Raw genomic sequence first — 23,657 nt, forward strand, 5'->3', positions numbered from 1 at the left:
TTACTTTCGGTTATTTGTTATTAATCTTTTAATACTCAATGTGTTTCAATCAGTTAATCACCAGGATTATTCCACATTTCTTTTTATATTATATTCATTTCTAATCCTTTCCTCTCCCCGCAAGAAGTGCATATCATCCTTTTCAATACAAATACATTTTCTATTCGTATGAATACAGGCGATTGCAGTGCTCATGCTTCCAGAGGCAAAATCAAGGACTGTGTCACCCTCTTTCGTGTATGTTTTTATCAGATATTTCAACAATGCGACTGGTTTTTGATTAACATGAATCGTTTTGCCCTCTGATTCCGCAGTTTTAAAATATTTCACACTTCGTGGGTATCTCGTTCCTTTGTTTTCATTTCTGAATGTAGGATTTGGTACCTTGTTTACTCCTGTCCAGTTACTTCCTCTCTTTGTACGATTCTCATAAGGCTCACCTTCCTCCATGATTGGATAATAAGGAGTTCTGCCGTTACAAAAGATACTGATTAGCTCATGCGCTTTTAGAGGTTGCTTTTTAGCAAGAAGGAAATTGCTTGCTTTTGACTTTTCCCATACCCAGTCATATTTAAATTCGGCTAAATTGCCACAGCGTAAAAGGCTGCTGAACGGTTCGCTGCCAAATAAAGCCGTAGGCGCATTATCCTTTCTCACTCTTCTAATCTCCTCCCACATTTTCGAGAATGGTATTATCTTATCCCATTGCGAGGCTGTAATTCCAAAAGGTGGGTCGCATAGAACTAAATCAATACTTGATTCTGGGAGAAGAGGCATTACTTCAAGGCAATCGGCTTTATATAGCGTAATGTCTTTTTCAAAAACGATCTTTTTCATTACATCTTTTATTAATGTCCATTTGCCTCTTGGTTATAGGCCAGATAGACTTGTTTGTACTTAAAGTTTCTTTCTCTGTTTGTACTTCTCCGAACATTCAGGACGAAACGCTTTTCCTGCGTTTTAAGATATTCCTTATCAATTTTGGTACATAGAAGTCATAATCTAACTTGTGGCATTATTTACCTCCTTCCTCTTTTACCGTCAATAATCCAGTCGCCCCGCATTGCGCCATCGTCCGAAAGCACCGTCAATAATTTCCCGTTTGGTACGTTCCCGGTAAATCTTCGATTTCCAGTAGCCGATACGTACCTGTATGTATCTCCATGTCTCGATGTATGCCCGGTTCAAGTGTTGCTCAATGCTGTCCAGCGACTTGTTCACGGACTCCAGTACCATAAGCAGGTCGCTGGTCGAGCAGGCCGCTGCGCCCGTGGCATACAGTACGAGGTCGCTCACCGACTTATAGAGGTGTTCGCCCTCGTTGGCGATGTCCCGTATTGCTTTTTCATTGATAGTCAGTATCAGTGCGTCTGACGGCTCGATGTTCCCATGTTTCAGGATTTTCTCATGGAAAGCCTCCAGCATGGTCTTATAGTCACCGATACGGTCACTTACCGAGCTGTAGGTATCCTTCACGTTCAGCACCGTCCGCAGGGATTGGTACATCACGTCGATGACATCAAAGGCACGGGTATAGCGGTCAAGGTCGATATTTACTTCCTTGTATTTGCCCGTCTCCTCACGGCTGTACTCATGCAGCAGTTGGTTGCTGTATTCCAGCGTGCTTCGGGCCAGCAACAGGCTGCGTTGTTTTTTGTGGTCATTTATGTACGCTTCCACCGACACGATATCGAATGTCCATTGGCCCTTGGCGACATCGGGTAGTAGCGCAAGCAACGTAATGGCTATCAGTATAGTGCGTTTCATGGCCGTACCTCCTTTCTGCCACTTCGGGATGTCCGTGCGTTTTCTACCCAGCGGTCATGGCACTCTTCCACGAGTGTCAGCCTACGACCCTCGTCCGTATCGAGTCCCGGTAGCACATCCTTCAGTACGTCGATGATGTTCCGCTTGTAGTGCATCATCTTCTCCAAGGATACGAGGTCGGCGTATATTTTCGTGATACGTGAATCCACTTCTCGTGCGATTTCGAGGCGGTCACTTGACCAAAGCAGGTGGTACACGTCGCTGTTCGGTACTTCTTCCATAGGTTCTGTACGGGCATACTCGGTAGTGATTTTACAGTTGGGATATTCCCGTGCGATTTCCGATATGCGATTATTCACGATTTTAGTCTTTTCCTCGTTCGGCAGGTTCGGATCGAGTGTCAGTACATCGGCAACGTGCGTGTCTGTGTATGCCGAAGTCAATTCCCAACTGATTTGGATAATGGCACGGTGAATCTTGATACCCAGAAAGTATTTCGGCTTCCGTGCGATAGAAATAGTCGCACGGAACGTAATGATACCATTGATGTTCGGCATCGTCGCCTTACGGACGAACGTATAGCCGCTCCATGTACCTCCGTCCTGCCAAGTGAGGCTATAGGCTGTCTTGCAATCCTGCATGATAGCCGGTAGGCGGTAGTAATCATCTGTCGGCACATCGTTCTCTGCTTCCGCTTCCTGCTTCGCATCTGCGTACTCCTTCTGTTTTTGTTGCCACTCGGCAAGTTCGCTTTTCAGTTCCTCGATACGTGTCCGGTTGGAGTTATATTGTTGCCGATAAGCTGCTGCGTCTTCCACGCTCGCCTCGGCAATTTTTTTCAGAAGGTCGGCGTTTTCCTTTTCCAAGGCACTAATCTGAGATTGAAGAACGGCGACTTGATTGTCCGCTTCCCGTATCAGTGCGTCCAGTTCTGAAAGATCCAGTTCGTTCTCCGTTACCGAGGTCTGCATGACGCACTCTTTGGAATGGGCGTCCAGTGAGCCGCCACACTTGCGACACTTGTATTGTGTCGAGCCTTGTCCCAGCGTCGCCCCGTCTGAACAGGTTACACTGATGGTCACGCTTTCGCATCCCTGCAATTTTGCAGCGTCCGTCGCCTGATAATAGTTCCGTGCATCGGATGCTATGTAATAGACATAGCCTTCCTCGTTGTCATTGAACTCCGAGAGGCGGGCATTGAGTTGCGCTTTGAACGTATTCAAATCCATCGAATAGGAGTCGAAGACATCCTCATAGACCACCTCCGTCCGATTCCAACTCTGTGTCACGTGTATCTCGTAGGCGTATGCCTTCTTTGTCTGTTTGTTACCCTTACTGATGATATAGGCCTGTTGTCGGGTATTGATAGTATAGGTGTAGCCATCGTTGCTATTGTTGAGCTGTTGCACTCGACTTCTTGACCATCCGGCATACCGTTCTGAATTGGCGAGGGCCTGCTCCCGTTGCGAAGCGTTCGGATAAAATCCCGGATCACTCGTGTTAAAGCGTGTCCATGCACCCCCGTTCAATATGCTGTTGTCGTCTGTCGGTGGGTAGTAGTCGCATAGAGAAATGCTTCCTTGATCACGCCGTGCGATATACCACCGTTGCGTGTAATAGTTCCCGACAGCATTGTCCATATAGTCGGTCATCCACGATGTGAGGTCGTAATTGCTGAAATTGAACAATGCGGCCACGCTATCCTGACCGCCCACCATGTCGATTAGCAGACTGCCGATGTCATGTTCCGCCTGCTCGAAGAGAGTACTGTAGTGTTCATACAGGTTGCCGATTTCATTGACTTTGCCACCCAACAGGTCATGGAACGCACTACTTTGCAGTAGAGCGTCACCGAGGTTCTCCATACCTGATGTTGCCAGCCCTACGCCCATGTTATAAAGGTTGTCAATGTCGCCCTTTAAGTTCTCAATCGTGAAATTGCCCGGCACTTTGGTAAAGTTGTCCAACATCCGTTGCCAATCGGTACCGCCCAGTTCTGCGAGGTTCAGCAAGGTGGCAATGTCGCGGTCAATTTCCAGAAAAGCGATGTCCGAGAACGACAGCGTGCTGTTTGTCACCACACTTTCGAACTGCATACACAGGCTCTTCGTATCGTCGCACACTTTCATCAGGTAGCTGCCCCAGTGGATTGCTGTTTGTGGTGAGCGCAGCATCAGCTTCGCCACCACCCATATTTTCGGCATGATTTTTTCTGCCACCATGTGGTAAATTCGACGATAGTAGTAATTTTCCGTGCTGCTGCACCAGATGCCAAGGTCGGACAGAGCCTTGTGTTCCAAAAATTTGGAAGAAAATATCCCTGCTGCCGCCACTTCTGCCGCCGTATAGTGTTTCAGAATATCATCCACCTGCTCGCGGTAGTAGCTTTCGGCTACTGCCTCCGTGCCGAATGCTGCGGCCATGGCCGCCACGGTACGAGCGTCATAGTTCACGCTGTAATATTGTGCGTGAACATGCTGTGTCAGGGCAGGCAATAGGATAACCCAAAAGATAAACAGCCGTTTCATCGTTTCAGACCTCTTTTATGTATTCCGGTTCCTTGTGATTGAAATACCACCGTTCAGATTCGATACAATTCTCCGTGACAAGTCGGCAGAACATATCATGTATGATGGTAGTATCCTTGATGGCCCTTTTGATCCGGGCTTCTTGGGAGCCGAACCATCTCAAAAAGAAAGGCTGGTTTAGATAAGTTTCGCGCACGGTCTGATAACGTAGCCATCCCAAGTCACTTAGTCTTTTTTCACTCATCGGACTACTGTTCAGTTCCCTGAATAGTTCTTCTCGAAACCTGTTTTCATCGAAGACAGGTTTGCTGTTACATAGCCTGTCGCACATATCGTAAAACTCCTTTTCTTTGGGGTTTTCTTCATAATACCGGTTCAAATACGCTTCCAGTTCTACATCGGACATACCCAACCGAAGGGAATACTCTGCCAACAACCGTTCGATGGCGGCTACTTTGTCCGGTGTCATGTCATCCATGCGGAGCAGGTTCTCCTTGGACAGCATACAAAACTCCCGGAGGGACAAAACAGTGAGTTCCGGATTGCTGACAGAGATTTGTTCGCGCGTCAAGCTGCTTTCAAACCCCATCATATTTATCCCGTAGCCCAGTGACAGGGTGATTAAAATCCTTTTCGTTTTCATTATGATGTTATTTTAGTGGTTAAGTTCAGTACACATCCCGCTTCATTAACTTTCTGCGCAAACGGCAATGCCTTGCCGATACCGCTGGTATTCCAGTCGCGGCAATATGCCTCGATAGCCTCTTGGTGGCTGCATTGTAACTCGCGCTTGTAAAGCTTCAGAGCCTCTTTCTCCGCTCGTTCGGTCGTGTAAGTCATGTAGCACTCGCGCGGTTCTTCCACGCCATAAACACCGCTGGTCGTGCCCCGACGGATAAACACCTCGCGGAAGAAGCTGCGTCCTTCCTTGTTTTCAAGGCGGTTAATGGTGAAAATTTTCTTACAGTCCACGTCCGTTAGGCCAAGAATCGTCTTGATGGTGTCGAAACGTTCCTTGAATTTGCTCTGGTCAAGCAGCATCACCACATCCGAGTTATTGATGATGGCCTCTTTCACGATTTCGCTGCCGATGATGTCTTGTATTTCCTGTGTCACCACGCCCACACTGGCCCAGAATTTACGCGCTGTTTTGTACATAAATTTAATGTACTCCGCCATCAGCGGGCTGGCGATGGCTTTCCATGCTTCCTCGATGACAAGGACTTTGCGGTTCTTCTTGATGCGCATTTTTTGCAAGAAAACATCCATGATAATCAGCGTGACCAAAGGAAAAAGCAGCGGGTCATCTTTTATGCTGTCGATTTCGAAGACCACGAACGTCTCGTCGAACAGCGAGCTGTCCATGTTCTCGTTCAGCGTTTTTTCGTGGTTGCCGCCCAAATAGAAGTCCTTCATCATATAGCGGTATGTCGAGAGGTCGATGCCCGTGATACGGTTCTCCTCACAGATATCTGGGATGCGCTGCACGGAATATTCATAGAAAGAGTTGAATGACAGTTCCTCCACTTTCAGTTCCTTGCGTCGGCCCTCTATCTCGTCAATGATACCCTCGATGCGGACCGCGCGTTCCCGTTCGCTTTCGTGCCGCTTCTCACTGCTGTTGCGGTCATCAATAACGAGGCTCTTACGCAAGTCCTCACGCTGTTGGGGTGTGAAGCCCTCGAAACCATTGAAGTAGGCGTCGTAATATTCCGTGATGACGTGCTCTATCAGACGGTCTTCCGTCTTTGTGACCGTTCCCTGCGTACCTTTCCAGATAAGCAAGACGAGGTTTTTCAAGAATCCCGTTTTTTCTACGTTCATCTCTTCCCGATTGATGCGGAACGGATTCATCGTGATGGGCCGTTCCTCGGTATAGCTGATATACTTGCCGCCGAAATACTCGCATAGCCCCTCGTATGAGTTACCCGTATCGACCATTACCACGTCCGTCCCCTGTTCATGCAACTGGCGCACGACGGAGTTCATGTGGAAACTCTTTCCGCTGCCCGAAGGCCCCAGGCAGAAAAAATTCGAGTTGTCGGTCAGCTTGTTCTTTCCCTCTTTTCCCGTGATGTCGATAGCTACCGGAACACCTTGACGGTCAGTATAATAAATTTTTATCGGCGTTTCCTCACTATGCTGCACCCGTTCCTTGTACATCAGGCATACCGCAGCGTCGGAGAGGGTCAGAAAACGGTCATATTCCTCGTTCAGGCTGTAACAGTTGCCCGGAAATGAACTGACGAACAGTTCCAGTTGGTTGTATGCACGCTTACTGATATGTATGCCCATGCGCCCAAAAGCGTTTTCCAAGTGATTCGTGCATTTTTGAAGGTCGGTGTCGGCAGGCACGCCCACCACCATGTTGAAGTGCGTGTACACGAGCAGTTTGCTTTCACGGGCTATTACGTCCTGTACCTGCTTGATGTCCTCTACGGCCATTTGGTTACTCGGATTGGGGATGCTTGCGTGCCGGTTCTTCTTTTTGTCGAGTAATGCCAGTTCACGCTTCTGACTGGGCAGGAAAATAATTTGGTTGTACACCACCGTTTCTGCGTTCGGAATATTATCCACCACCGAGACAAGATCCACTGGCATCTCGGTATTATTCACCTCGATATTGGTATAGGGACGTATCAGCGAGGGGAGTGCGGCGCAGTCCACGTCCACGAGGCTGTACACCTTACAGCGTTTATCACCCATAGATACCGTTTCGTCGTCAGACTTGACATTCGTCATCGAGACCGTACGGTCTTTGAAGTTCATCGCAAAGTAACGGTCCACATATTCGCTTGCCTCGGCTTTGTTCAGGAATTTCACTTGTACACCGCTGTCGCGTAGTAGGTCTCGAACCTTATAAATCTTCACGAGGAAATCGCGCCATTTCTTGCTATCGTAAGAGAAAAGACGGCTCTTCTTGGCTTCCTGTGTGATAGTCAGATAGCAAAGGCTGTCCGTGTACGGACGCCCATTAAAATAACGGAAGTACGATGCCGAAAGAAATTCTTGATTATGCTCCGGCTCCTTCGCGAACTGTTTTCTCACGAAGATGTCCTGTTTGTGTAAGGCATATCCTTCGCCCAGTGTTTGCGCAAGGGCAGAGAATAGATGCGTGAAATCGTAATAGCTGTCAATGTCCGCCGAATACTTCTGTACCGGATTTTCGATTTTTAAGACGGCGGAATATTCACCCGTCTTGGTGTACAGCACACCCACACCATCTGTATCTTCCACAGAGAAATAGATATTCTGAAAGATGTGCTTGCGCTTGCCGCCCGTACCGAACGTATAGACTGACAAGGCCATACCCGTACATAGGGCGATGAAAAATAAAATGATATATAGGGTCATTCCGATATGCGTTCATTAAATAGGGGCAGGTCTGCCTCGGCTGGAGGCGAACCCGCCCGCGTTCAACAATCAATCAGCCACACACATTGCCGTGATGGTTTTTCTTATAGTCATACTTTGTGCGAATAGGCATACACATACACTCCACGTTTTACATTTTTGCTGTGCAGCCCTTTTCGCTGTTTGAGGATGATAAGCACGATTCCCGCAGATAAGACAGTTGCCAATACGACCAGTCCGGCCACAAAGCCCATAAGACAGTAGGCGGCGATAAAGCCCACAATGGCTCCACCAGCCACGCCTGCCGCCCAATAGATGTAGCGACCTTGTAATCCCATCAGCTCCAAAGGCCGTTGTAACCCCTTGAACAGCGGATAATCCGGATAACGTCCGTCATTAATCATTTCTTGACTGTTTATGCGTTAATTCCGAAGAACAGAGGTAATGCTTGGGCTGCCGCAATCAAGAAAAGGCACGCCCCAACTACCATCATAATCTTCTTCTTGACATCCTGTTCCTCGTTGTTCATGGCGATATACACCGAAATGGCTCCGATGATGGCCACGACACCAGCAATGGCATAGCAGAGTTTGACCATGACAGGAACGTATTTCACAATTTCCTCCGCTACGGTTGATAGAGCTGTCGTACCGGCCGAGTAATCGCCTGCCGTACTTTGAGCCATAGCAGGTATGCCTCCCAACAGGGCAATGATTAACATTCTTACTTTGGTGGAAACTTGCATGATGGTTTTCTTTGCCTTTCGGCACATTCTTTTAAATTTCTGAAACATATTTATTACATTTTTGTGGTACTCTTGTTTTTGAATTTATTTTACACTTCTATCAGCCACCTATATGCGGTAGCCGAAGAAAGCAGGGAACACGATTGAAGCTCCAATGATGAAGAGGCACGCACCGACAAGTGATACGATAGACTTCACCACGCCGTCCTCGCCTGTGTTCATTTTGATATAGATCTGGAGCGCGGCAACGACTACGAAAACCGAGGCGACAGCGTAGCAGATGTACAGCACGTACAGCATCATCGTCACCACGAAGTCGTGCATCGTTGCCAGTGCGTCTGCACCCCAACTGTAGTTTACGCTGCCACTTTTGGCGAATGCCGCATAAGGGACAAAGCACAATGCACATAATATTTTTTTTGCTTTCGACATTTTACAATCGGTCTTTGAGAGGTTTCCACACCAGTTCCGGACGGTTGCCCGTCTTTCCTTTGGCAAGCATCGCTTTGTACAGTTCGTCTGCCGTGTATGCGTCCGACAGGTAGGTCTCGGTTTCTTCCATCTGTTCCTCCGCTTGGGCTTTCAGGCGTTTTAGCTTCTCCGCCACGGCTATCTCGCCATTATTGTCTGCGGTTTCCGTCTCCTGTGGTGCAGGCGAAGCGGTAGGGGCAACATCTGTTTCATATTTCTCATTACCCACATTGAATCCCGTATCGCTCTCCGTCACGTACACACTCTGTTCATCTTCTGGCGCACCGAGGTCAAATACCTCTTCTTCCGGCTTGCCATTTCCTTTTTTTCCATAAAGGTCCTGCACGATGATAACTGCATAATAGACGAGATAGGCAACCGTCAGGACAATGGTGAAAATAAAATATGATTTCATATATTTTTGTATAATATGATTTTTATATTTGGTTGTGTGTGCAAAATAAGAATGGATAATTTGAAAGATAAAATTATTGATTATAAAACGTATCGTTTCAATATAATATTTTTTCAAAATCTAAAAATCATATTTCAAAATCATATTCAAATATGATTTTGGATAAGAAAACAGGAAAAGTCGGGATATAAAAAAAAGCCCTCCGTGATGAAGGAGGGCTTAGGGAGCGGTTTTTTCATTGTTTCTTCCCACGTAAGTAGTCGTTCAGGTCTTTGTAACCGGCATAACAGTTTGATTCGTTATAGACGCATCTGCCATACATCCCGGCTATGGTTTCCACTGTCTTTTGTCCGGCAAGGTCATTGTCAAGGTAACAGTGAATATACGTGTATTTTTGCAAATACGTCAATGTCCTTTTCAGATTACTGACCGAGTTCATAACAAGGTAGTCACAGGGGGCATTAATGCAAATGGCACTATCGTCCGTCTGTTTTAGGGTTAGATAGGACAGAAAGTCCATGAATCCTTCAAATAGGCAGACACGGCTCTGTGCCTCACCACGCGATTGGGGTATCAAGGAAATGTCCTTGTTCTTGATACATCCTTTGTAATAAGGGTTTCGTACCTCGTATCCACCGGATATATTGCCAAAGGCCAGTGCAAAGTAACGTCTCTGGCGCAGTTCGTAATGGACTTCCTTGCAGAACATTCGTCCGATATCCGAATCAATCATACGTGAATGGAGATATGAGAGCAGTGCGTGGTGTCGCAGCGGCACGATAATCAAATTCTTCATGTCGGCTTCCACTGGTCGAGAGGTTGCGGGCAACGCCCGGGTTTTCGGCAGCGACACACCATTGACATACCGTTTGATGTATGCTAATGCTTCACTCACACTTTTAGTTCCGCAAAGGTACTTACCCAGTTCCACAAGGTCGCCTCCGGTGGCCTCACCAAAATCATACCATTCATTCAGCCGGTCATTGACTTTGAACGATGGCGTCACCTCTTTCCTGAGAGGCGAAAGATACCAATATTGCTCTGATTTCATATACTGCGCACGGTGGCCGAGCTGGGCCAAAAAGTCCACGATACGCACTCGTTTTGCTTCGTCTATGGTCATATTAAATTTCTTTTCACTTGTTTGTATAAAAGCGGTTTAGTTTAGTTTGCGCCCCTATATATATAAATACTAAATTAAACTGAATTATATAGGCCCGCGCCCGCTCTCATTCTTCATCGAAAAGCATGGTTTCTGCCTGTGTCATGTCATAATAAAAAAGTTTATCTCGTTTGATAACCAGTTTTAAGGTGTCAGTCAAATATTGCAGCAGTTTGACCATTACGTTTCTCCCACGCTTAAATCCGATTGCCTCGTAAGCAGTCATCATGGCTTGCAGCATATTTTCAAACCCACGGATAGGTTTGTCTCCAAACGCAGCGGAAAGGGCTTCACGGTGCTGTTCGATGCTTAGTTCCATAAAACCCGTCCGTTGTTTCGGTTTCTGATGTGGGGCATTCTCAAACAAATGCCCTTCTGCGAGAACCGGGAGCCCACCCTCATTGACAGTGAAAGCAAAAGGTTTAAACTCTTTCTCACGGATATGTAACGCATGGACCTCGCTGATGTTGGGACAATCATTGTTTTTGCTGATGACCAGTACGGTTTCCGCTTTGTTGCTCATTTCCGTACCGATATGCCCGCGTACATTGTTATCTCCTTTATTCAAGTGTAGCACACAGTGGATATGCAGGTCATACTTTGATGACCATTCCATCATCTTGTTAATGACTTCCACAGACTCACCGGTACTGTTTATATCAAGCATCAGGTCACGGATACCATCGATAATTACAAGTCCGTATCCTTTTCTTTGGCGTAAGGCGTAGTCGATGACCCCAATGCGTATGGCCGGAGAGTATTCGCGCAAGCAAATAAAGTCGAGGTTTTCACTGTCGGTTGTAGTGGGCAGTCCGGCAAGCCGCAAGATGCGTTCCAGTACATTATGACAATGGAAGCGGCTCTGCTCCGTGTCCACGTACAGAATCTTGCGTTTACCTTCCGGGAGGTGCGCCCGGTAGTTCAGCACTTGTTTCCCTGCCAGCGATGCAGCGACAATGGCCGAAACGTTAAATGTTTTTTTTGATTTCGCCTTGCCGGTTGATGCGCTGAAGTTGCCGAGCGTAGCAATGGTCGAGTTGTCTATCCAGATAATCTGTGGCGGCGTTTCATAGGTATCCGTCGCCCGAATCTGCGAGGCGGAGAGGATATCCGATAAGAAATCCTCCTCCGGCCTCATATCCACATTATATTCAGTTCTTCTTTCGTTTTCCATGGCGTCTTTGATTAAAGAAAGGTTGTGTGGCAGCGGCCTCGTTTGCCATACGTGCTGCTTCATCTACGGTTGGTTCATAATTCTGCAAAAGCCATTCGTCCAGATCTTCTTTGGCGAAATATATCATTTTGCCACGTGGCTTGTAGTGCGGAATCTCCTTGCCTGATGTTAGCTTGTACAGCATACTCTCGGATATTCCGATATACATACAAGCCTCTTGGAAGGTAAACACCTGTTTGGTGGTATATATATTTTTTTCCAGCAATGCGATGCGTTCCAACAGACTTTCTATCGGATCTAATTTCTTTAGGATGGCTTCGACGCTTGTAAGCCGTTCACTCAGCCGTTCCATGAATGTCAATCTATTATTTTGCATAAATGAGTTATTATAAATTTAGACAATGAAGTATATCCTCCGTTATGTAGCGCGCTAACGGAGGTCAAAGATAGGGCAACCCAAAAGGTCAGCGTGAGTTTGTACCGTGATAGTAACCACGTATCACGGCAACTGTCACGCTTTTACCTTTCACATACTTCGCTTATTGGCACTTCTTACCACTCTCTCAGTTCATCAATGGCTCGTCTGATACCGTAACCTGTTGATGTCATGTTGTTACGCAAGGCAGACAGAGCGGATGAAAGGCTTGAAGCTGAAACGAATCCTTTTCCATCCTTGGTTTGCAAGAACCGCCCACTACTAAGAACGGACTGCCATTTGGCTTGGATAAACGAGTGCTCAAGGAGTGTATCAAACAGGATGGCCACATGGCGGATATTGTTTACACGAATACAGAATCCTTCTTTACAGGAAAGCAGGGCTTCCATATCTTCAACGTGTAGGGTAGAAACGCAAAACAGATGATAAGCATTGGCACAAGCTGTAATACCTATCATCTGTTTACGAGTGAGATTGCATCCAAAAGAAAGAGGATAAATTCTTGTCGGTCCATCTTTGCAGCACGTGACGGACTGTGATGGTGGCACAAACGTATCATACGTTCGTTTCAGTTCCATACACTTCTCGAACGAGAAGTCTGCTTCGGTAAAAAATGCTCGGATAAGATGGGAGCAATCGTTTAATAGCCCCTTGACGATATGAATGTTCATTTCATGGCAGTTCCGGCAGACCGCATGGTCACAGTCGATATACCGGTGGCTGTTTACGAAATCCTCCACGTAACGGTAGTACTGCTTATTGCCCGTCACGACATCACGGAGATACATTGTTTTTGCTTCAACGAGCAATGCGAATAATTCTTTCGCTACATCCTGTTCTGCAACAAAATGGTGCAGATGTTTTTTCCCTCCAAAAAGAGAGAGGGCCATTGTTAGGTCTTTTCATGATGAAATATTTTAAATTGGATTTATATGATATATTATAAGAGTGTTGCTCCCGAAAGAGAATCCTGTCGGAACAACACCCTTATAAGTGGTTACATATCTGATGTTCATTGCATTGTCAATCGAATAAACCGTTGGTCAGATTTACTGCATCGTCTTTTTTCTTATTGACGATTTTGGCATACACTTGGGTCATCTTTACAGATGTATGACCGAGCAATTTAGATACAGTGTACAAATCGGCCCCCAATGTCAGCATCATTGTGGCGAACGTGTGGCGGGCGGTATGAAAGGTGAATCGCTTGGAAATTCCGGCTGCTTTGGCCCATGGTTTGATAAGCTGGTTGATACCAGAAGGCAAATCGAACACATGGTCGTCTGCTGTCTTGTCCCCACGTTCCGGCATCCACTTCAACGCTTCATTGGAGAGCGGAAGGTAAATCGGTTCTTTCGTCTTCTGCATGGCTACTGCCAAGCGGTATTGGCCGTTGTCAATAAACACATCTTTCCATTGCAATCCGATAATGTCACTGATACGTAGTCCACAGAAGCAGGAGAACAAGTAGGCACTTTTTACCCCTTCGTTCTGCATTGGTGTAGCGATTAATGATCTCACTTCTTCAATAGTCATATACGAACGCACACTTTCCGGCATCTTGGGCTTCTCCGATTTTTCCATTTCGTTGAATGGATTCTTTAAGATCCGTTTCGCACGGACAGCGGCATTTAACGCACCGTTGAAAATCTGGTAATAGGTATTACGCGTAGAAGCCGAGATGGGTTTTCCTTTGGGACGGTAGTTTGTCAGCATATAGTCGATATAGCCGTGGCAAAAAGTGAGGTCAATCTGATTTAATGTGAATCTTTCTCCTGCATACTCTTTCAAGATACCGGTAACAGATTTTATCTGGCCTATGTTTTTCTTACCACGTTTCTTCTGTTCCTCTTTATAGAGTTGCATCCAGTCCAGCAGATAAACCTTATCCTTGTGATTCATGATACCGGCTTCACCACTTGTCAACTCTATGATACGCTTCGATTTGATTGCATTTGCGGCAGCCATTGTCGTTTCGTTCTGTTGGCGGGCATTACGATCCGTTTCCGGAATAAGATACATTTTCAGATACTCGTATGTCCGCTTACCATTTCGGTATATATCCAGATACAAACTCTTGCTGCCATTGGCCAACTCCTTCGTCCGAAGACGAATCGGCTCCTTTACTTTTATTGGCTTTCTGGTCCTTGGCATATTTGTGTCCTTTTATTCGTTATTTCCTATCACAAAGGTACAAATAAAAACGAAATGAAGAAACAAACAAGAAACAAAAATGTACCTAAAAAGAGCAAAGCAACTGAAAACGTAGAAAACAACTGAAAATAAAAACTCGTATATAAATTATTGATATATAGATGATTTATCTATATTTATTTGGAACTTGTTTTCATTTTATATATGTCTTTATGATTATTGGTAAGTAATCGTTGTAGTTGAAACGTACGCCTAGCTCTTGGGCGATCTCATAAGCAGCTTGCTTTCCTCTTAGTACGGCGGTAGTACCTTCTCCGATCCGTACGGCATCACCTACGCCGGCACAACGTTTTCCAAATGTATATTGGCCTTTGGTTAGCAATTGGTTGTCGGGAATCAATCCTGTACATATATTAATAACATCAATACCATCGATCACTTTCTCTGTTCCCGGGATTGGCTTGAAGTTCTCGCATTCGCAGACAACTGCGCCAGTGATACCTGTCCGATCCAGGTCTGGAATGGCTTTCAAAAGCATATGAGAGGTATAAATAGGTATGCCAAGGCGGCGAATTCGATTCGCTTGTACCGGAAATCCACCTTCATGGGGCATCGCCTCTAAAATAGCCTTGACTTTCGCTCCGGCTTGCATCAATTGGTAGGACGTTAGGTAACCTATATTACCGGCGCCTACTGTCAATATGTTTTTGCCGAGTAACGTGAATTCAGCGTTCATCATTTTCTGTACGACTGCCGCTGTATAAACTCCGGGCACATCATCATTCTCGAAGGTCGGCATAAAAGGAACCGCACCGGTAGCGACTATCAAGGCTTGAGCTTCTACATAGAAATTTTTATGGTTAAGCATGTCTTTTACGGCGATACGCTTATTTTGTAGGATATCCCAGACCGTAGAATGTAAGAAAATACCAGAGTGGTCGTCTCCGGCTAAAGTTTTCGCGATATCGAAACCACGCATACCCCCAAAGCGCCGCTCTTTCTCGAAAAAGAAAAATGCATGGGTTTGCATCAAGAATTGACCACCGATCTTATCATTGCTATCAATTACGATGCTGTTCAAGCCTAGTTCTTTTAAGGTTTCCCTACAAGCTAATCCAGCGGGGCCGGCACCAATGATGGCCACATCTGTTCGATAGATCTCTACCGGTTCTTCTCTGGGTTCTATTTGGGAATCTGTCGTATAATTCTGTACTGTTATTTCCGATACTTCCTTTACATTGTCTACTTTCGTAATACAGATACGCTTTACTTCTCCGTCTACCAGCATTTCGCAGGCGCCACATTTACCGATACCGCAATTCAGCGAACGATTGCGGCCATTTACGCTATGACTGTGTACTGGATAGCCGGCCTGATGTAAGGCGGCGGCGATGGTAAAACCCTTCATTCCCGTTACGGGTTTGCCATTGAATAAAAAAGTGTGTTCTCCCTCTTGTGGAATTGTTAAAATAGGATGATTAACGATTCTTTCCATAATTGCTATTGATTTAATTGGGCTAAAATTACGGATATAATTGGATAAATGTCCTAATTTTACTTGAAATCTATTCATGAAAAAGCGATTATCCCTAAAGATTTAGGAGTAATCGCCGTGTTTTACTTGAAATTTGTCGTTTTGAGTAACCGCTCCACCAACCATAGCGTCGGAAGCGCTTTCATTTAATGTTAATTCTAGTGCGCTAACGATAGGAACCGTTAGAAAAGTGTTCCTCATCCGCTTCCGCATTCATCCGGAAGGCAAAAAGCATTATCATAAACAATAATATAGAAAATAACTTCTTAATCATGCCTCAAACCGATCAATCATCATTTTTATCTTTGTTTGTAAAACAATTTGCAGCTTGAAATGTTTTATATTCAAACAGTCGATAAAAAGAAAAGCTCTCAGACTAAAAGAAATTACTGGTGAACCTTTTCAAACAATCTTCTGTTATACTATAAAATGACTCAGAAGTCACCTTGATAGTAGTCATCGTATAATAATTTGTTAGTAGTATTTGTTTTTTCATATAAGTAGAGTTTGTTATTTGTTTGGTCCGCATGTAGCTGTGAAGCTGGATGCGGATTTTTATTTGTTTCCGCATGGAATCTGGCTTTCAATAGAATTTAGATGGCTAAATATATCGTTTTTGTCTAACTCTGTTTGCTCAAAAACAGATAATTTGTTTCACAAATGTTTTACAAGGGTTATGGCAATGAATTGGGACTTTTGGGGCATAATTACCCAAAAATGTCCCATAAAATCCCGTAATATCCCAATTCATATGTTAATGCTAAAATATAAGATGTTGTGTGTCATGACTATCTGTAGATAGGCGAAATTTGGCATATCCGTTGTTCTATATCTATTGATTACGTTAATATGAATAGATTGTTTAATTAAAAATCAAGAGTCATGAAAAAGGTATTAGTTGCAGTAGTATTGATGATGGGTATCGGTAGTTTCAGCGCATTTGCCGCAGAGATAAGTGTTGATTCAGTGGTAATCGCTTGTGAGGTTAATCAAGATGACTTTGTTAAGGTCGAGGTAAAGGATCTTCCGGGAGTAGTTACGCAATCCATAGAGAAATCTTATCCGGATTCAGTGATCCAAGAGGTATATGTTGCGGAAAAGACTGAAGGGAAACTCTTTAAGGTGATTTTGCTAATCGAGGGCAAGGAGGCTATCGCTATCTTTAATGAAAAGGGAGAAGAGATGAAGTAGTTATTAATGAATAGGATAATCCAAGATAGAAATAAACTCTATATTTGTCCCAATAACCGTATGCAATGAGCGTCTACCACTTTTTAGGTAGGCGTTCTTTTTTTCTTCTATTCCCATTCTCCCTTCCAAATGGGAGATCATTGTACTTCGACACTACACTGGCGATTCAAGTCCAGATTTTTTAATTAGCTTGAGAAAGAGACTGTTTTTTGAATTTCGGTATTCATTTATTGTTTATCAATAAATATTTATTACATTTGCAACGTCGTTTAAAATTAACATCATACGTCATGAAAAGAATTTCAACAGCATTTCTTCAAACAGTTATTGTTCTTATCGGTATTGTGGCACTTATTATTTTGATTTGGTTTCCCTTAACTGAGGGACGAGCCACACACCTAGATTTATTTAGTACTTACGCTGATCCATTTATCTTATATGGATATGGAGCGTCAATGGCTTTTTTTGTTGCGTTGTACAATGCTTTTAGGTTGCTCGGTTATATTGGGCAAAATAAAGTATTTTCAACAAACTCTGTAAAGACTTTAAAGAACATAAAGCATTGTGCGATCTTACTAAGTATTTTAATCGTGGTGGCAGGACTATTTATAAGGTTGACCCATAATACAGAAGATGACCCCGCAGGTTTTCTTGCCATTTGTATGGCAACTACTTTTGTCGCTATCGTAGTTGCGACAGCCGTGGCTGTATTTGAAAAATTATTGCAAAATGCGATAGATATGAAATCAGAGAATGACTTAACAGTTTAATTATGTCTATTATTGTAAACTTAGATGTAATGATGGCAAAGCGGAAGATTTCTTTGAACGAACTTTCTGAAAGAGTTGGTTTGACATTATCTAACCTTTCTATCTTAAAAACGGGAAAGGCGAAAGCAATTCGTTTTAGTACCCTAGAGGCAATTTGTAGAGCATTAGACTGTCAGCCAAGCGACATTTTGGAATATGTAAATGATGAGAAAAAAACAACATAAGGAATCAACACTTTGATGCGGTTCAGTCTGCTTATTAGTATAATACAACTTTATGTAGTGCCTAACTCTTGTAAGAGTTTGTTATTTTTGATCCGCATGTAGCAGTGACGCTGGATGCGGATTTTTATTTTCTGTTTTATTTTGGCTATTGAAATTCATCAAAAGCATAAACATTATGACCTTTAATCTGGTTGTAATAATATAAGGTATTAGTTTAAGGCAATATATCCACTTCCGCTTCACCTGTGAAGGCCGAGCGGTTTGGTTTTCTAACTTTACTTCATGGCGTTTAAATCCTGTTCATGCAAGACTTAAGCGCCATTTTTCTGTACTTTCCCTTGAAAACTTTATGGGATCTACTCGGTATCTTTATTTTCAGTGTCTAGTTCCTTGATCTCTTTATTCAGAAAGACAGACAGAACTGTTCTCAGCACGACTATTCCACCTAAAATGGCCAATTCATTAAGTGTTGGCTCCAATACTGTTTTTAAGATATCTGACGCTATCAAAAATTCTAGTCCGAGAAGTAAGTATGTACCGAATACAGCTCTTAGTTTTCTTATGTTAGTAATGGAATAATTACCAGTAAGTCGCTTAAGCTCATTTCTGAAAAATGAGATGACTCCGATTAATGCACCATAGGTGACAATCAGAAGGCTTGTCACACTTATTATTGTCGCTAAGGTATTTAAAAAACCAGTAAGCATAAATAGACCATTTTATAACCATAACATAAAAGGCCTATAGAATGTTTGTTGGAAGGCCCGCAGGTATGGTAGGTTTTCGGACTCACACTTTTACCCGTATAGGATCAATCATGGATAAAAAACAACCTGATAATACAAAACTTGTAATAAGATGAGTGTTCTTGAAGTGAGTAATTATCTTTTAGGAAAAATGGATTATTTGTCACGTATAAAAAGTGATAATTCAAATAAGATACTAAAGTATATAGAGTCTTTTGTCTGGATGATAAATCATGCGGGTAACCGTAGGCTAAGTTATGTCTCTGATAAAGATTATGAATTGATGTAAAAATCATTTGCGATTATTTATAGGAATAGTATTGTCCATTGAGTAGAATCGAAAGTCTTTTTTAACTTTAGGCTAAATCAAAAGAATTTAGCCTAGAGTCATTGATAGTGTCGTAGAATCTTTAATGATTACAAACCTTTGTAATATCTACCGTGAAACCATTTTCGACAGGCATGAATTTCCCCTTTTGTTTCAGAAATACGATTAACTCATCCGCATCCATATTTTCCGCCGAACAAGTATAGAAACGCTGATCCTCACCAAAAGTCTTAACGATCGCTTCTTTTAAAGAAGCTTCTGAATAACTATTACCCTCCATCATATGAAGGACTTCGTGTGCATGTAACTGTTCCATAAATCAAATTACTTAATTATCGGATACAAAAATAAGGGGTTTATCCGTATAAAGGTGTAACAAATGTGACACCCTTTCAACTTTAGGCTTTTCTAAACAAAAATTAATCAAACCTGTTTAAATGATAGGACGTCTTATTTTTTAATAACTAAAATATATCACAATATGAAACGTATATTCTTCATGACATTGTTTGTCGCATTAACGACAATCACATATGGTCAAACGGATGATAAAGGATATGAGGAAGGCAAATGGGTACTGAAAGGTGTGACAGGTTTGAACTTGTCGCAAACGGCGATGTCGAATTGGTCGGCTGGCGGTGAGAACTCTGTTGCCGGAAATGCGTATCTGAATGGGGCATTAACACATAAAAGCGGTGACTGGTTATGGGTAACCAATCTCGCTCTCGATTACGGATTATCAAAGACTAAATCGCAGGGAATGAGGAAAAGTACCGATAATATAACCCTGTCTACCCAATTAGGATATTCCACCAATAATGTATGGTATTATACGTTGATGGGAGATTTAAACACCCAGTTTGCCAAAGGATATAATTATCCGGATAAGACACATTATATATCGAACTTCTTTGCGCCGGCGTATTCGAATATCTCCGTAGGTATGGAATATCGTCCCAAAAGCAATTATTCGGTTTATCTTTCTCCGGCTTCCACGAAGATGACTTTCGTGGAGGATGATTACCTTTCCAAGTTAGGAGCTTTCGGGGTCGATCCGGGAGATCGCTTCAGAATGGAATGGGGAGCTTACTTGAAAGCTCGTGCGGAATTAACCGTGATGGAAAATGTGAACTTGATTACTACAGCTGACTTTTTCACTCCTTATAGCGATCAATTCGGAAATATCGATGTCAATTGGGATGTATTGATAAGCATGAAGATTAATAAATTCCTGTCCGCTACACTCAATACGACGCTTAAATATGATAACGACGTGAAAACTTTTGAGGATAATGGAGAGAAACGGGGGGCGAAGGTCCAGTTCAAGGAAATATTAGGCATAGGTGTCGCCTATAATTTTTAAGTGGCATTTACTTGCAGAAAATTCATAGTTATGACTACTTTCACTCATAGCTATGAATTTTTTTATAACTATGACTTTTTCTTGTAGTAATGATAACGCTCCAACACTTCCCGCACGTAATTATATGTTTCTGAGCCACGCAAGTATCCATGCTTGCAAACAGGATCGTTATAATACTCGGGATCATTTTTCAAACGAATATATTCCGCTACATTATTATCCCATTTATTGGGATCTTTTCCATATTTTCGGGCCAATCGCTGCGCATCGTAAATATGTCCGATCCCAGCGTTGTAAGCCGCTAGGGTAAACTTGACTTTTTCTTCAGGATCCGTAATCTCAGAAAAACCTTGACGGAAGCGCCGTAAACAATCTACTCCCGTACGGATTCCCGTATCCGGATCTTTCAATTCATGCGGGGTGACACCTAATGCCTTCGCCGTATTTGGCATGATTCCCATAAGCCCCTCGGCACCGGCCCACGATACAACCGTAGGATTGAAATGAGACTCTTGATAGGAAATAGACGCCAGCAGCTGCCAATCCCATCCGATGTTTTTCGCATGTTTCTTGAATAAAGGGTCATACGGGGAAATATGTCCATTCTTTACCTCCGGAATATCTGCGGTAAAAGGTCGCTTGCTTAATTCAAAGTACCGCTTAGTAACTGCCTTGAAAGAATGTTTACCCGTTTTATCGGAAGCCCATTCATCGATGGCCTTCGCCAAGTCCGGACTACTTTTCCTTACCACCCATGAAGAGCGTTGGGGAAAACTAACCTTTAGGTCGACATTGATATTCCAATAATAAGTCTTGTTTAGGCGGGCGGTGTTATCATCGCTGATCGTATAGGGAATTTCGCCCAAGGAGACCATCTCGATAAGATCTTCGGTAGCAATGGAATCATTTTCCACTTTTTGGATATGGATTCCTCCGCCGAGTTCCTCATCCAAGTTCTTCAGTCGTTCGGAGTATTTGGTGTTAGGCTTTACGTAAACATTCTTATCGATTAATTGAGTGACATCGGTAAGAAGCTTATCGCCTTTATTGGCCCGTTGTATCAATACTTGACTGGAGATATCCTCCCGGCCGCAATAAATGACCTCTTGTTTCAGCTTGTTATTGATTGGGATAGGGTAGGCTACAACATCGGCCTCGCCGGCTTCTAGCATCTCGATCAGGCGGGCAGGATTCTCGGCGACCTTGATGTTTAATTTCAAACCTTGGCTCTTGGCAAAATCGTTTATCAGATCGTATTCGTAACCCATGGGTTGCATCTTATATTGGAAGTAGGAGGTAGAACTGTATAAAGTCACCGCCGTGATCTCGCCTTCCGCTTTCAGTTGCGGTAAATCCACGAAAACGGAAACGTCCTCTTTCTCCTCTTGTTTGTTACCGTTGCAACCATACAAGAAGAACAAAAAGAGCAGAAAGGGGACGTATTTCCTATACATTATATTATATGTTTATTTTTTCTCAAGCAAAACCACGTTCTCCACATGATGTGTATGAGGAAACATATCGACCGGACGGACTTTCTTGACGGAGTATTTCACGCTCAACAAACTCAAATCGCGGGCTTGCGTAGCAGGATTGCAGCTAACGTAAACGATACGTTCCGGCTCGGCGAAGAGAATAGTGTTGATCACATCATCATGCATACCGGCACGTGGTGGATCGGTAATAATAACATCCGGACGTCCGTGTTGGTTTATGAAATCCTGCGTAAGGATATCTTTCATATCACCGGCATAAAAAAGCGTGTTCTCTATATGGTTCAAGGCGGAATTCACTTTTGCGTCCTCGATAGCCTCCGGTACGTATTCGATGCCGATAACCTTCTTTGCTTGACGAGAGACGAAATTTGCGATCGTACCTGTCCCGGTATATAAATCGTACACCATCTCATTTCCGGTAAGACCCGCGAATTCTCTAGCCACTTTATATAGATTATAAGCCTGTTCACTGTTTGTCTGATAGAAAGACTTAGGACCTACCTTGAATTGAAGCCCCTCCATCTCCTCGATGATATGATCTTTTCCCTTGAATACGAGAACTTCTTGGTCGGTGATCGTGTCATTACATTTGCCGTTGATGACGTACATCAAGGACGTGATTTCCGGGAATCGTTCCGCCAGATGAGATAATAACGCTTCCCTGCGCTCTACATCCTCATGGAAGAAAACCAATACGACCATCAAATCCCCAGTGGATGCCGTACGGATCATCAACGTACGAACGAATCCCTCTTGGTTCCGTAAATCGAAGAAAGGATATCTCTCATGAGATAGGCAATATTCCTTGACGCAAAGACGGATCTTGTTCGATATATCATCTTGCAACCAACATTTATGGATGTCCAATACCTTATCGAACATCCCCGGTATATGAAACCCGACACCATTCATGCAATCGAAAGAAGCACCGGACTGGATCTCTTCCTCCGTAAGCCATTTCTTGTTTGAGAAAGTAAACTCAAGCTTGTTCCGGTAGAAAGTCGTGCGCTCGGAACCTAAGATCGGAAGTTTCTCTTCCATTTCGACTTTCCCGATACGGGTAAGATTATCGTAGACCTGTTTTTGCTTATAGTAAAGTTGTTCCTCATAGGGAAGATGTTGCCACTTGCAACCTCCACAGACACCGAAGTGCTCACAAAACGGCTCCGCACGTTTGGCCGAGTACTCATGGAAATATACAGGTTTCCCCTCCGCATAACTATTCTTCTTACGGGTCAGTTGAATATCAACCACGTCTCCCGGAGCGACGAAGGGTACAAATACCACCATATCGTTCACTCTCGCGATAGCCTTGCCCTCGGCGGCTACGTCCGTAATGGTTACCTTTTCTAATATAGGCAACTGTTTCTTCTTTCTTGCCAATGTCGTTAAGTTTTAAATTCGCTTCGCGAAAATACTTACAATTCCGCTAAGAACAAAGAGCTTCGTTCTATATACTTAAATGAGTCCGGCAAACAGTTCTCGTTATTCTATCAAGATTGATGAAGATATGATTATGGACAGAAAGGGATGTATAGTATGTGTTTATAAATCAATATATTGCAGTTTCTTAAAATTTCTTATAAGGAAAACTTTTGTTTTGCTATAGAAAAACTTTAGTTCCACTAGGGAGAAACTTTAGTTTCATGCTGTAGAAACTAAAGTTTCTTCAGCAAAATGTCTTTTCCTGATTTATCTAGACACTTTTTTTGTTTATAAACGTAATCAGTAGACAGTAGTTATAAAGTAATACTGATATAGTAGTCACTTCTTTTAACTTCATACTGATAACATAGACA

23 protein-coding genes and 1 pseudogene are annotated in these 23,657 nt (G+C 43.5%); 4 read left to right on the forward strand and 20 right to left on the reverse strand.

All coding sequences use genetic code 11. The annotated features are described in order from the left end of the window. Positions 1-66 precede the first annotated feature (66 nt). From NBH07_RS19700 to NBH07_RS19775, 16 genes and pseudogenes are all read right to left on the reverse strand, one after another. Complete coding sequence (locus NBH07_RS19700) at positions 67-837, reverse strand: DNA-methyltransferase (protein ID WP_004310179.1); 771 nt, start codon at positions 835-837, stop codon at positions 67-69. A 204-nt stretch (positions 838-1,041) separates the two neighbouring features. Continuing rightward, the gene (locus NBH07_RS19705; RefSeq protein ID WP_004322064.1) at positions 1,042-1,767 is read right to left on the reverse strand and encodes a hypothetical protein; all 726 of its coding nucleotides are present in this window, start codon (positions 1,765-1,767) and stop codon (positions 1,042-1,044) included. Then, a complete protein-coding gene (locus NBH07_RS19710; RefSeq protein WP_004310182.1) occupies positions 1,764-4,295 on the reverse strand; it encodes a hypothetical protein in 2,532 nt (843 codons plus the stop codon). The genes NBH07_RS19705 and NBH07_RS19710 overlap by 4 nt, the downstream gene beginning before the upstream one ends. Before the next feature lie 4 nt (positions 4,296-4,299). Beyond that, positions 4,300-4,938, reverse strand: a complete 639-nt coding sequence (locus NBH07_RS19715) for a hypothetical protein (protein ID WP_004322062.1) — start codon at positions 4,936-4,938, stop codon at positions 4,300-4,302. Next, positions 4,938-7,649 (reverse strand): TraG/VirB4 family ATPase, encoded by a 2,712-nt coding sequence (locus NBH07_RS19720; RefSeq protein WP_004310184.1) that lies wholly within the window; start codon positions 7,647-7,649, stop codon positions 4,938-4,940. The genes NBH07_RS19715 and NBH07_RS19720 overlap by 1 nt, the downstream gene beginning before the upstream one ends. Before the next feature lie 110 nt (positions 7,650-7,759). After that, complete coding sequence (locus tag NBH07_RS19725; protein ID WP_004310185.1) at positions 7,760-8,053, reverse strand: hypothetical protein; 294 nt, start codon at positions 8,051-8,053, stop codon at positions 7,760-7,762. Positions 8,054-8,064: 11 nt separating this feature from the next. Beyond that, positions 8,065-8,442 carry a DUF4134 domain-containing protein gene (locus NBH07_RS19730; RefSeq protein ID WP_004322059.1) on the reverse strand — a complete coding sequence of 126 codons (378 nt, stop codon included), beginning with the start codon at positions 8,440-8,442 and terminating at the stop codon, positions 8,065-8,067. Positions 8,443-8,502: 60 nt separating this feature from the next. After that, positions 8,503-8,826 carry a DUF4134 domain-containing protein gene (locus NBH07_RS19735; RefSeq protein ID WP_004310187.1) on the reverse strand — a complete coding sequence of 108 codons (324 nt, stop codon included), beginning with the start codon at positions 8,824-8,826 and terminating at the stop codon, positions 8,503-8,505. A 1-nt stretch (position 8,827) separates the two neighbouring features. Beyond that, positions 8,828-9,280 carry a hypothetical protein gene (locus NBH07_RS19740; RefSeq protein ID WP_032497462.1) on the reverse strand — a complete coding sequence of 151 codons (453 nt, stop codon included), beginning with the start codon at positions 9,278-9,280 and terminating at the stop codon, positions 8,828-8,830. 235 nt (positions 9,281-9,515) lie between these two features. Next, the gene (locus NBH07_RS19745) at positions 9,516-10,403 is read right to left on the reverse strand and encodes a DUF8464 domain-containing protein (protein ID WP_004310189.1); all 888 of its coding nucleotides are present in this window, start codon (positions 10,401-10,403) and stop codon (positions 9,516-9,518) included. A 106-nt stretch (positions 10,404-10,509) separates the two neighbouring features. After that, a complete protein-coding gene (locus NBH07_RS19750; protein ID WP_005777412.1) occupies positions 10,510-11,616 on the reverse strand; it encodes an AAA family ATPase in 1,107 nt (368 codons plus the stop codon). Continuing rightward, a complete protein-coding gene (locus NBH07_RS19755) occupies positions 11,594-11,992 on the reverse strand; it encodes a helix-turn-helix domain-containing protein (protein WP_004322056.1) in 399 nt (132 codons plus the stop codon). The genes NBH07_RS19750 and NBH07_RS19755 overlap by 23 nt, the downstream gene beginning before the upstream one ends. Before the next feature lie 176 nt (positions 11,993-12,168). Then, the gene (locus NBH07_RS19760; RefSeq protein ID WP_004310192.1) at positions 12,169-12,942 is read right to left on the reverse strand and encodes a hypothetical protein; all 774 of its coding nucleotides are present in this window, start codon (positions 12,940-12,942) and stop codon (positions 12,169-12,171) included. 133 nt (positions 12,943-13,075) lie between these two features. Then, the gene (locus tag NBH07_RS19765) at positions 13,076-14,206 is read right to left on the reverse strand and encodes a site-specific integrase (protein ID WP_005777415.1); all 1,131 of its coding nucleotides are present in this window, start codon (positions 14,204-14,206) and stop codon (positions 13,076-13,078) included. Positions 14,207-14,405: 199 nt separating this feature from the next. After that, positions 14,406-15,701, reverse strand: a pseudogene (locus NBH07_RS19770) (FAD-dependent oxidoreductase); the annotation flags it as partial. 102 nt (positions 15,702-15,803) lie between these two features. Then, positions 15,804-15,941 carry a sodium ion-translocating decarboxylase subunit beta gene (locus tag NBH07_RS19775; RefSeq protein WP_138995458.1) on the reverse strand — a complete coding sequence of 46 codons (138 nt, stop codon included), beginning with the start codon at positions 15,939-15,941 and terminating at the stop codon, positions 15,804-15,806. Between the two features lie 681 nt (positions 15,942-16,622). Here NBH07_RS19775 and NBH07_RS19780 point away from each other — a divergent pair. The 3 genes from NBH07_RS19780 to NBH07_RS19790 all read left to right on the forward strand — a co-directional run bounded on the left by NBH07_RS19780 (position 16,623) and on the right by NBH07_RS19790 (position 17,925). Beyond that, positions 16,623-16,931, forward strand: a complete 309-nt coding sequence (locus NBH07_RS19780; protein WP_008779847.1) for a hypothetical protein — start codon at positions 16,623-16,625, stop codon at positions 16,929-16,931. 290 nt (positions 16,932-17,221) lie between these two features. Beyond that, positions 17,222-17,701 carry a DUF2975 domain-containing protein gene (locus NBH07_RS19785; RefSeq protein WP_008779848.1) on the forward strand — a complete coding sequence of 160 codons (480 nt, stop codon included), beginning with the start codon at positions 17,222-17,224 and terminating at the stop codon, positions 17,699-17,701. A gap of 2 nt (positions 17,702-17,703) precedes the next feature. Then, positions 17,704-17,925, forward strand: coding sequence for a helix-turn-helix domain-containing protein (locus NBH07_RS19790; protein ID WP_250833580.1), 222 nt, complete (start codon positions 17,704-17,706; stop codon positions 17,923-17,925). Between the two features lie 356 nt (positions 17,926-18,281). Here NBH07_RS19790 and NBH07_RS19795 read toward each other — a convergent pair whose 3' ends face one another. Both NBH07_RS19795 and NBH07_RS19800 read right to left on the reverse strand, forming a co-directional pair. After that, entirely contained in the window at positions 18,282-18,632 is a 351-nt protein-coding gene (locus tag NBH07_RS19795; RefSeq protein ID WP_008779849.1) for a DUF1622 domain-containing protein, read from the reverse strand. A 449-nt stretch (positions 18,633-19,081) separates the two neighbouring features. After that, complete coding sequence (locus NBH07_RS19800; RefSeq protein WP_005862370.1) at positions 19,082-19,315, reverse strand: YecH family metal-binding protein; 234 nt, start codon at positions 19,313-19,315, stop codon at positions 19,082-19,084. Between the two features lie 165 nt (positions 19,316-19,480). Between NBH07_RS19800 and NBH07_RS19805 the strand changes: the two genes are divergently transcribed. Next, positions 19,481-20,362 (forward strand): DUF3078 domain-containing protein, encoded by an 882-nt coding sequence (locus NBH07_RS19805; RefSeq protein WP_008779851.1) that lies wholly within the window; start codon positions 19,481-19,483, stop codon positions 20,360-20,362. A 68-nt stretch (positions 20,363-20,430) separates the two neighbouring features. Here the strand turns inward: NBH07_RS19805 and NBH07_RS19810 are convergent, their stop codons facing one another. Together NBH07_RS19810 and rlmD are read right to left on the reverse strand one after the other, a co-directional pair. After that, positions 20,431-21,816, reverse strand: coding sequence for an MltF family protein (locus NBH07_RS19810; RefSeq protein WP_008772197.1), 1,386 nt, complete (start codon positions 21,814-21,816; stop codon positions 20,431-20,433). A 12-nt stretch (positions 21,817-21,828) separates the two neighbouring features. After that, positions 21,829-23,241 carry a 23S rRNA (uracil(1939)-C(5))-methyltransferase RlmD gene (gene rlmD / locus NBH07_RS19815; protein ID WP_009017418.1) on the reverse strand — a complete coding sequence of 471 codons (1,413 nt, stop codon included), beginning with the start codon at positions 23,239-23,241 and terminating at the stop codon, positions 21,829-21,831. Between the last annotated feature and the right edge of the window lie 416 nt (positions 23,242-23,657).

Origin of the sequence: Parabacteroides sp. B2-S-102 (assembly GCF_023656665.1) — a bacterium.
In the GTDB taxonomy this organism is placed as follows: domain Bacteria; phylum Bacteroidota; class Bacteroidia; order Bacteroidales; family Tannerellaceae; genus Parabacteroides; species Parabacteroides distasonis.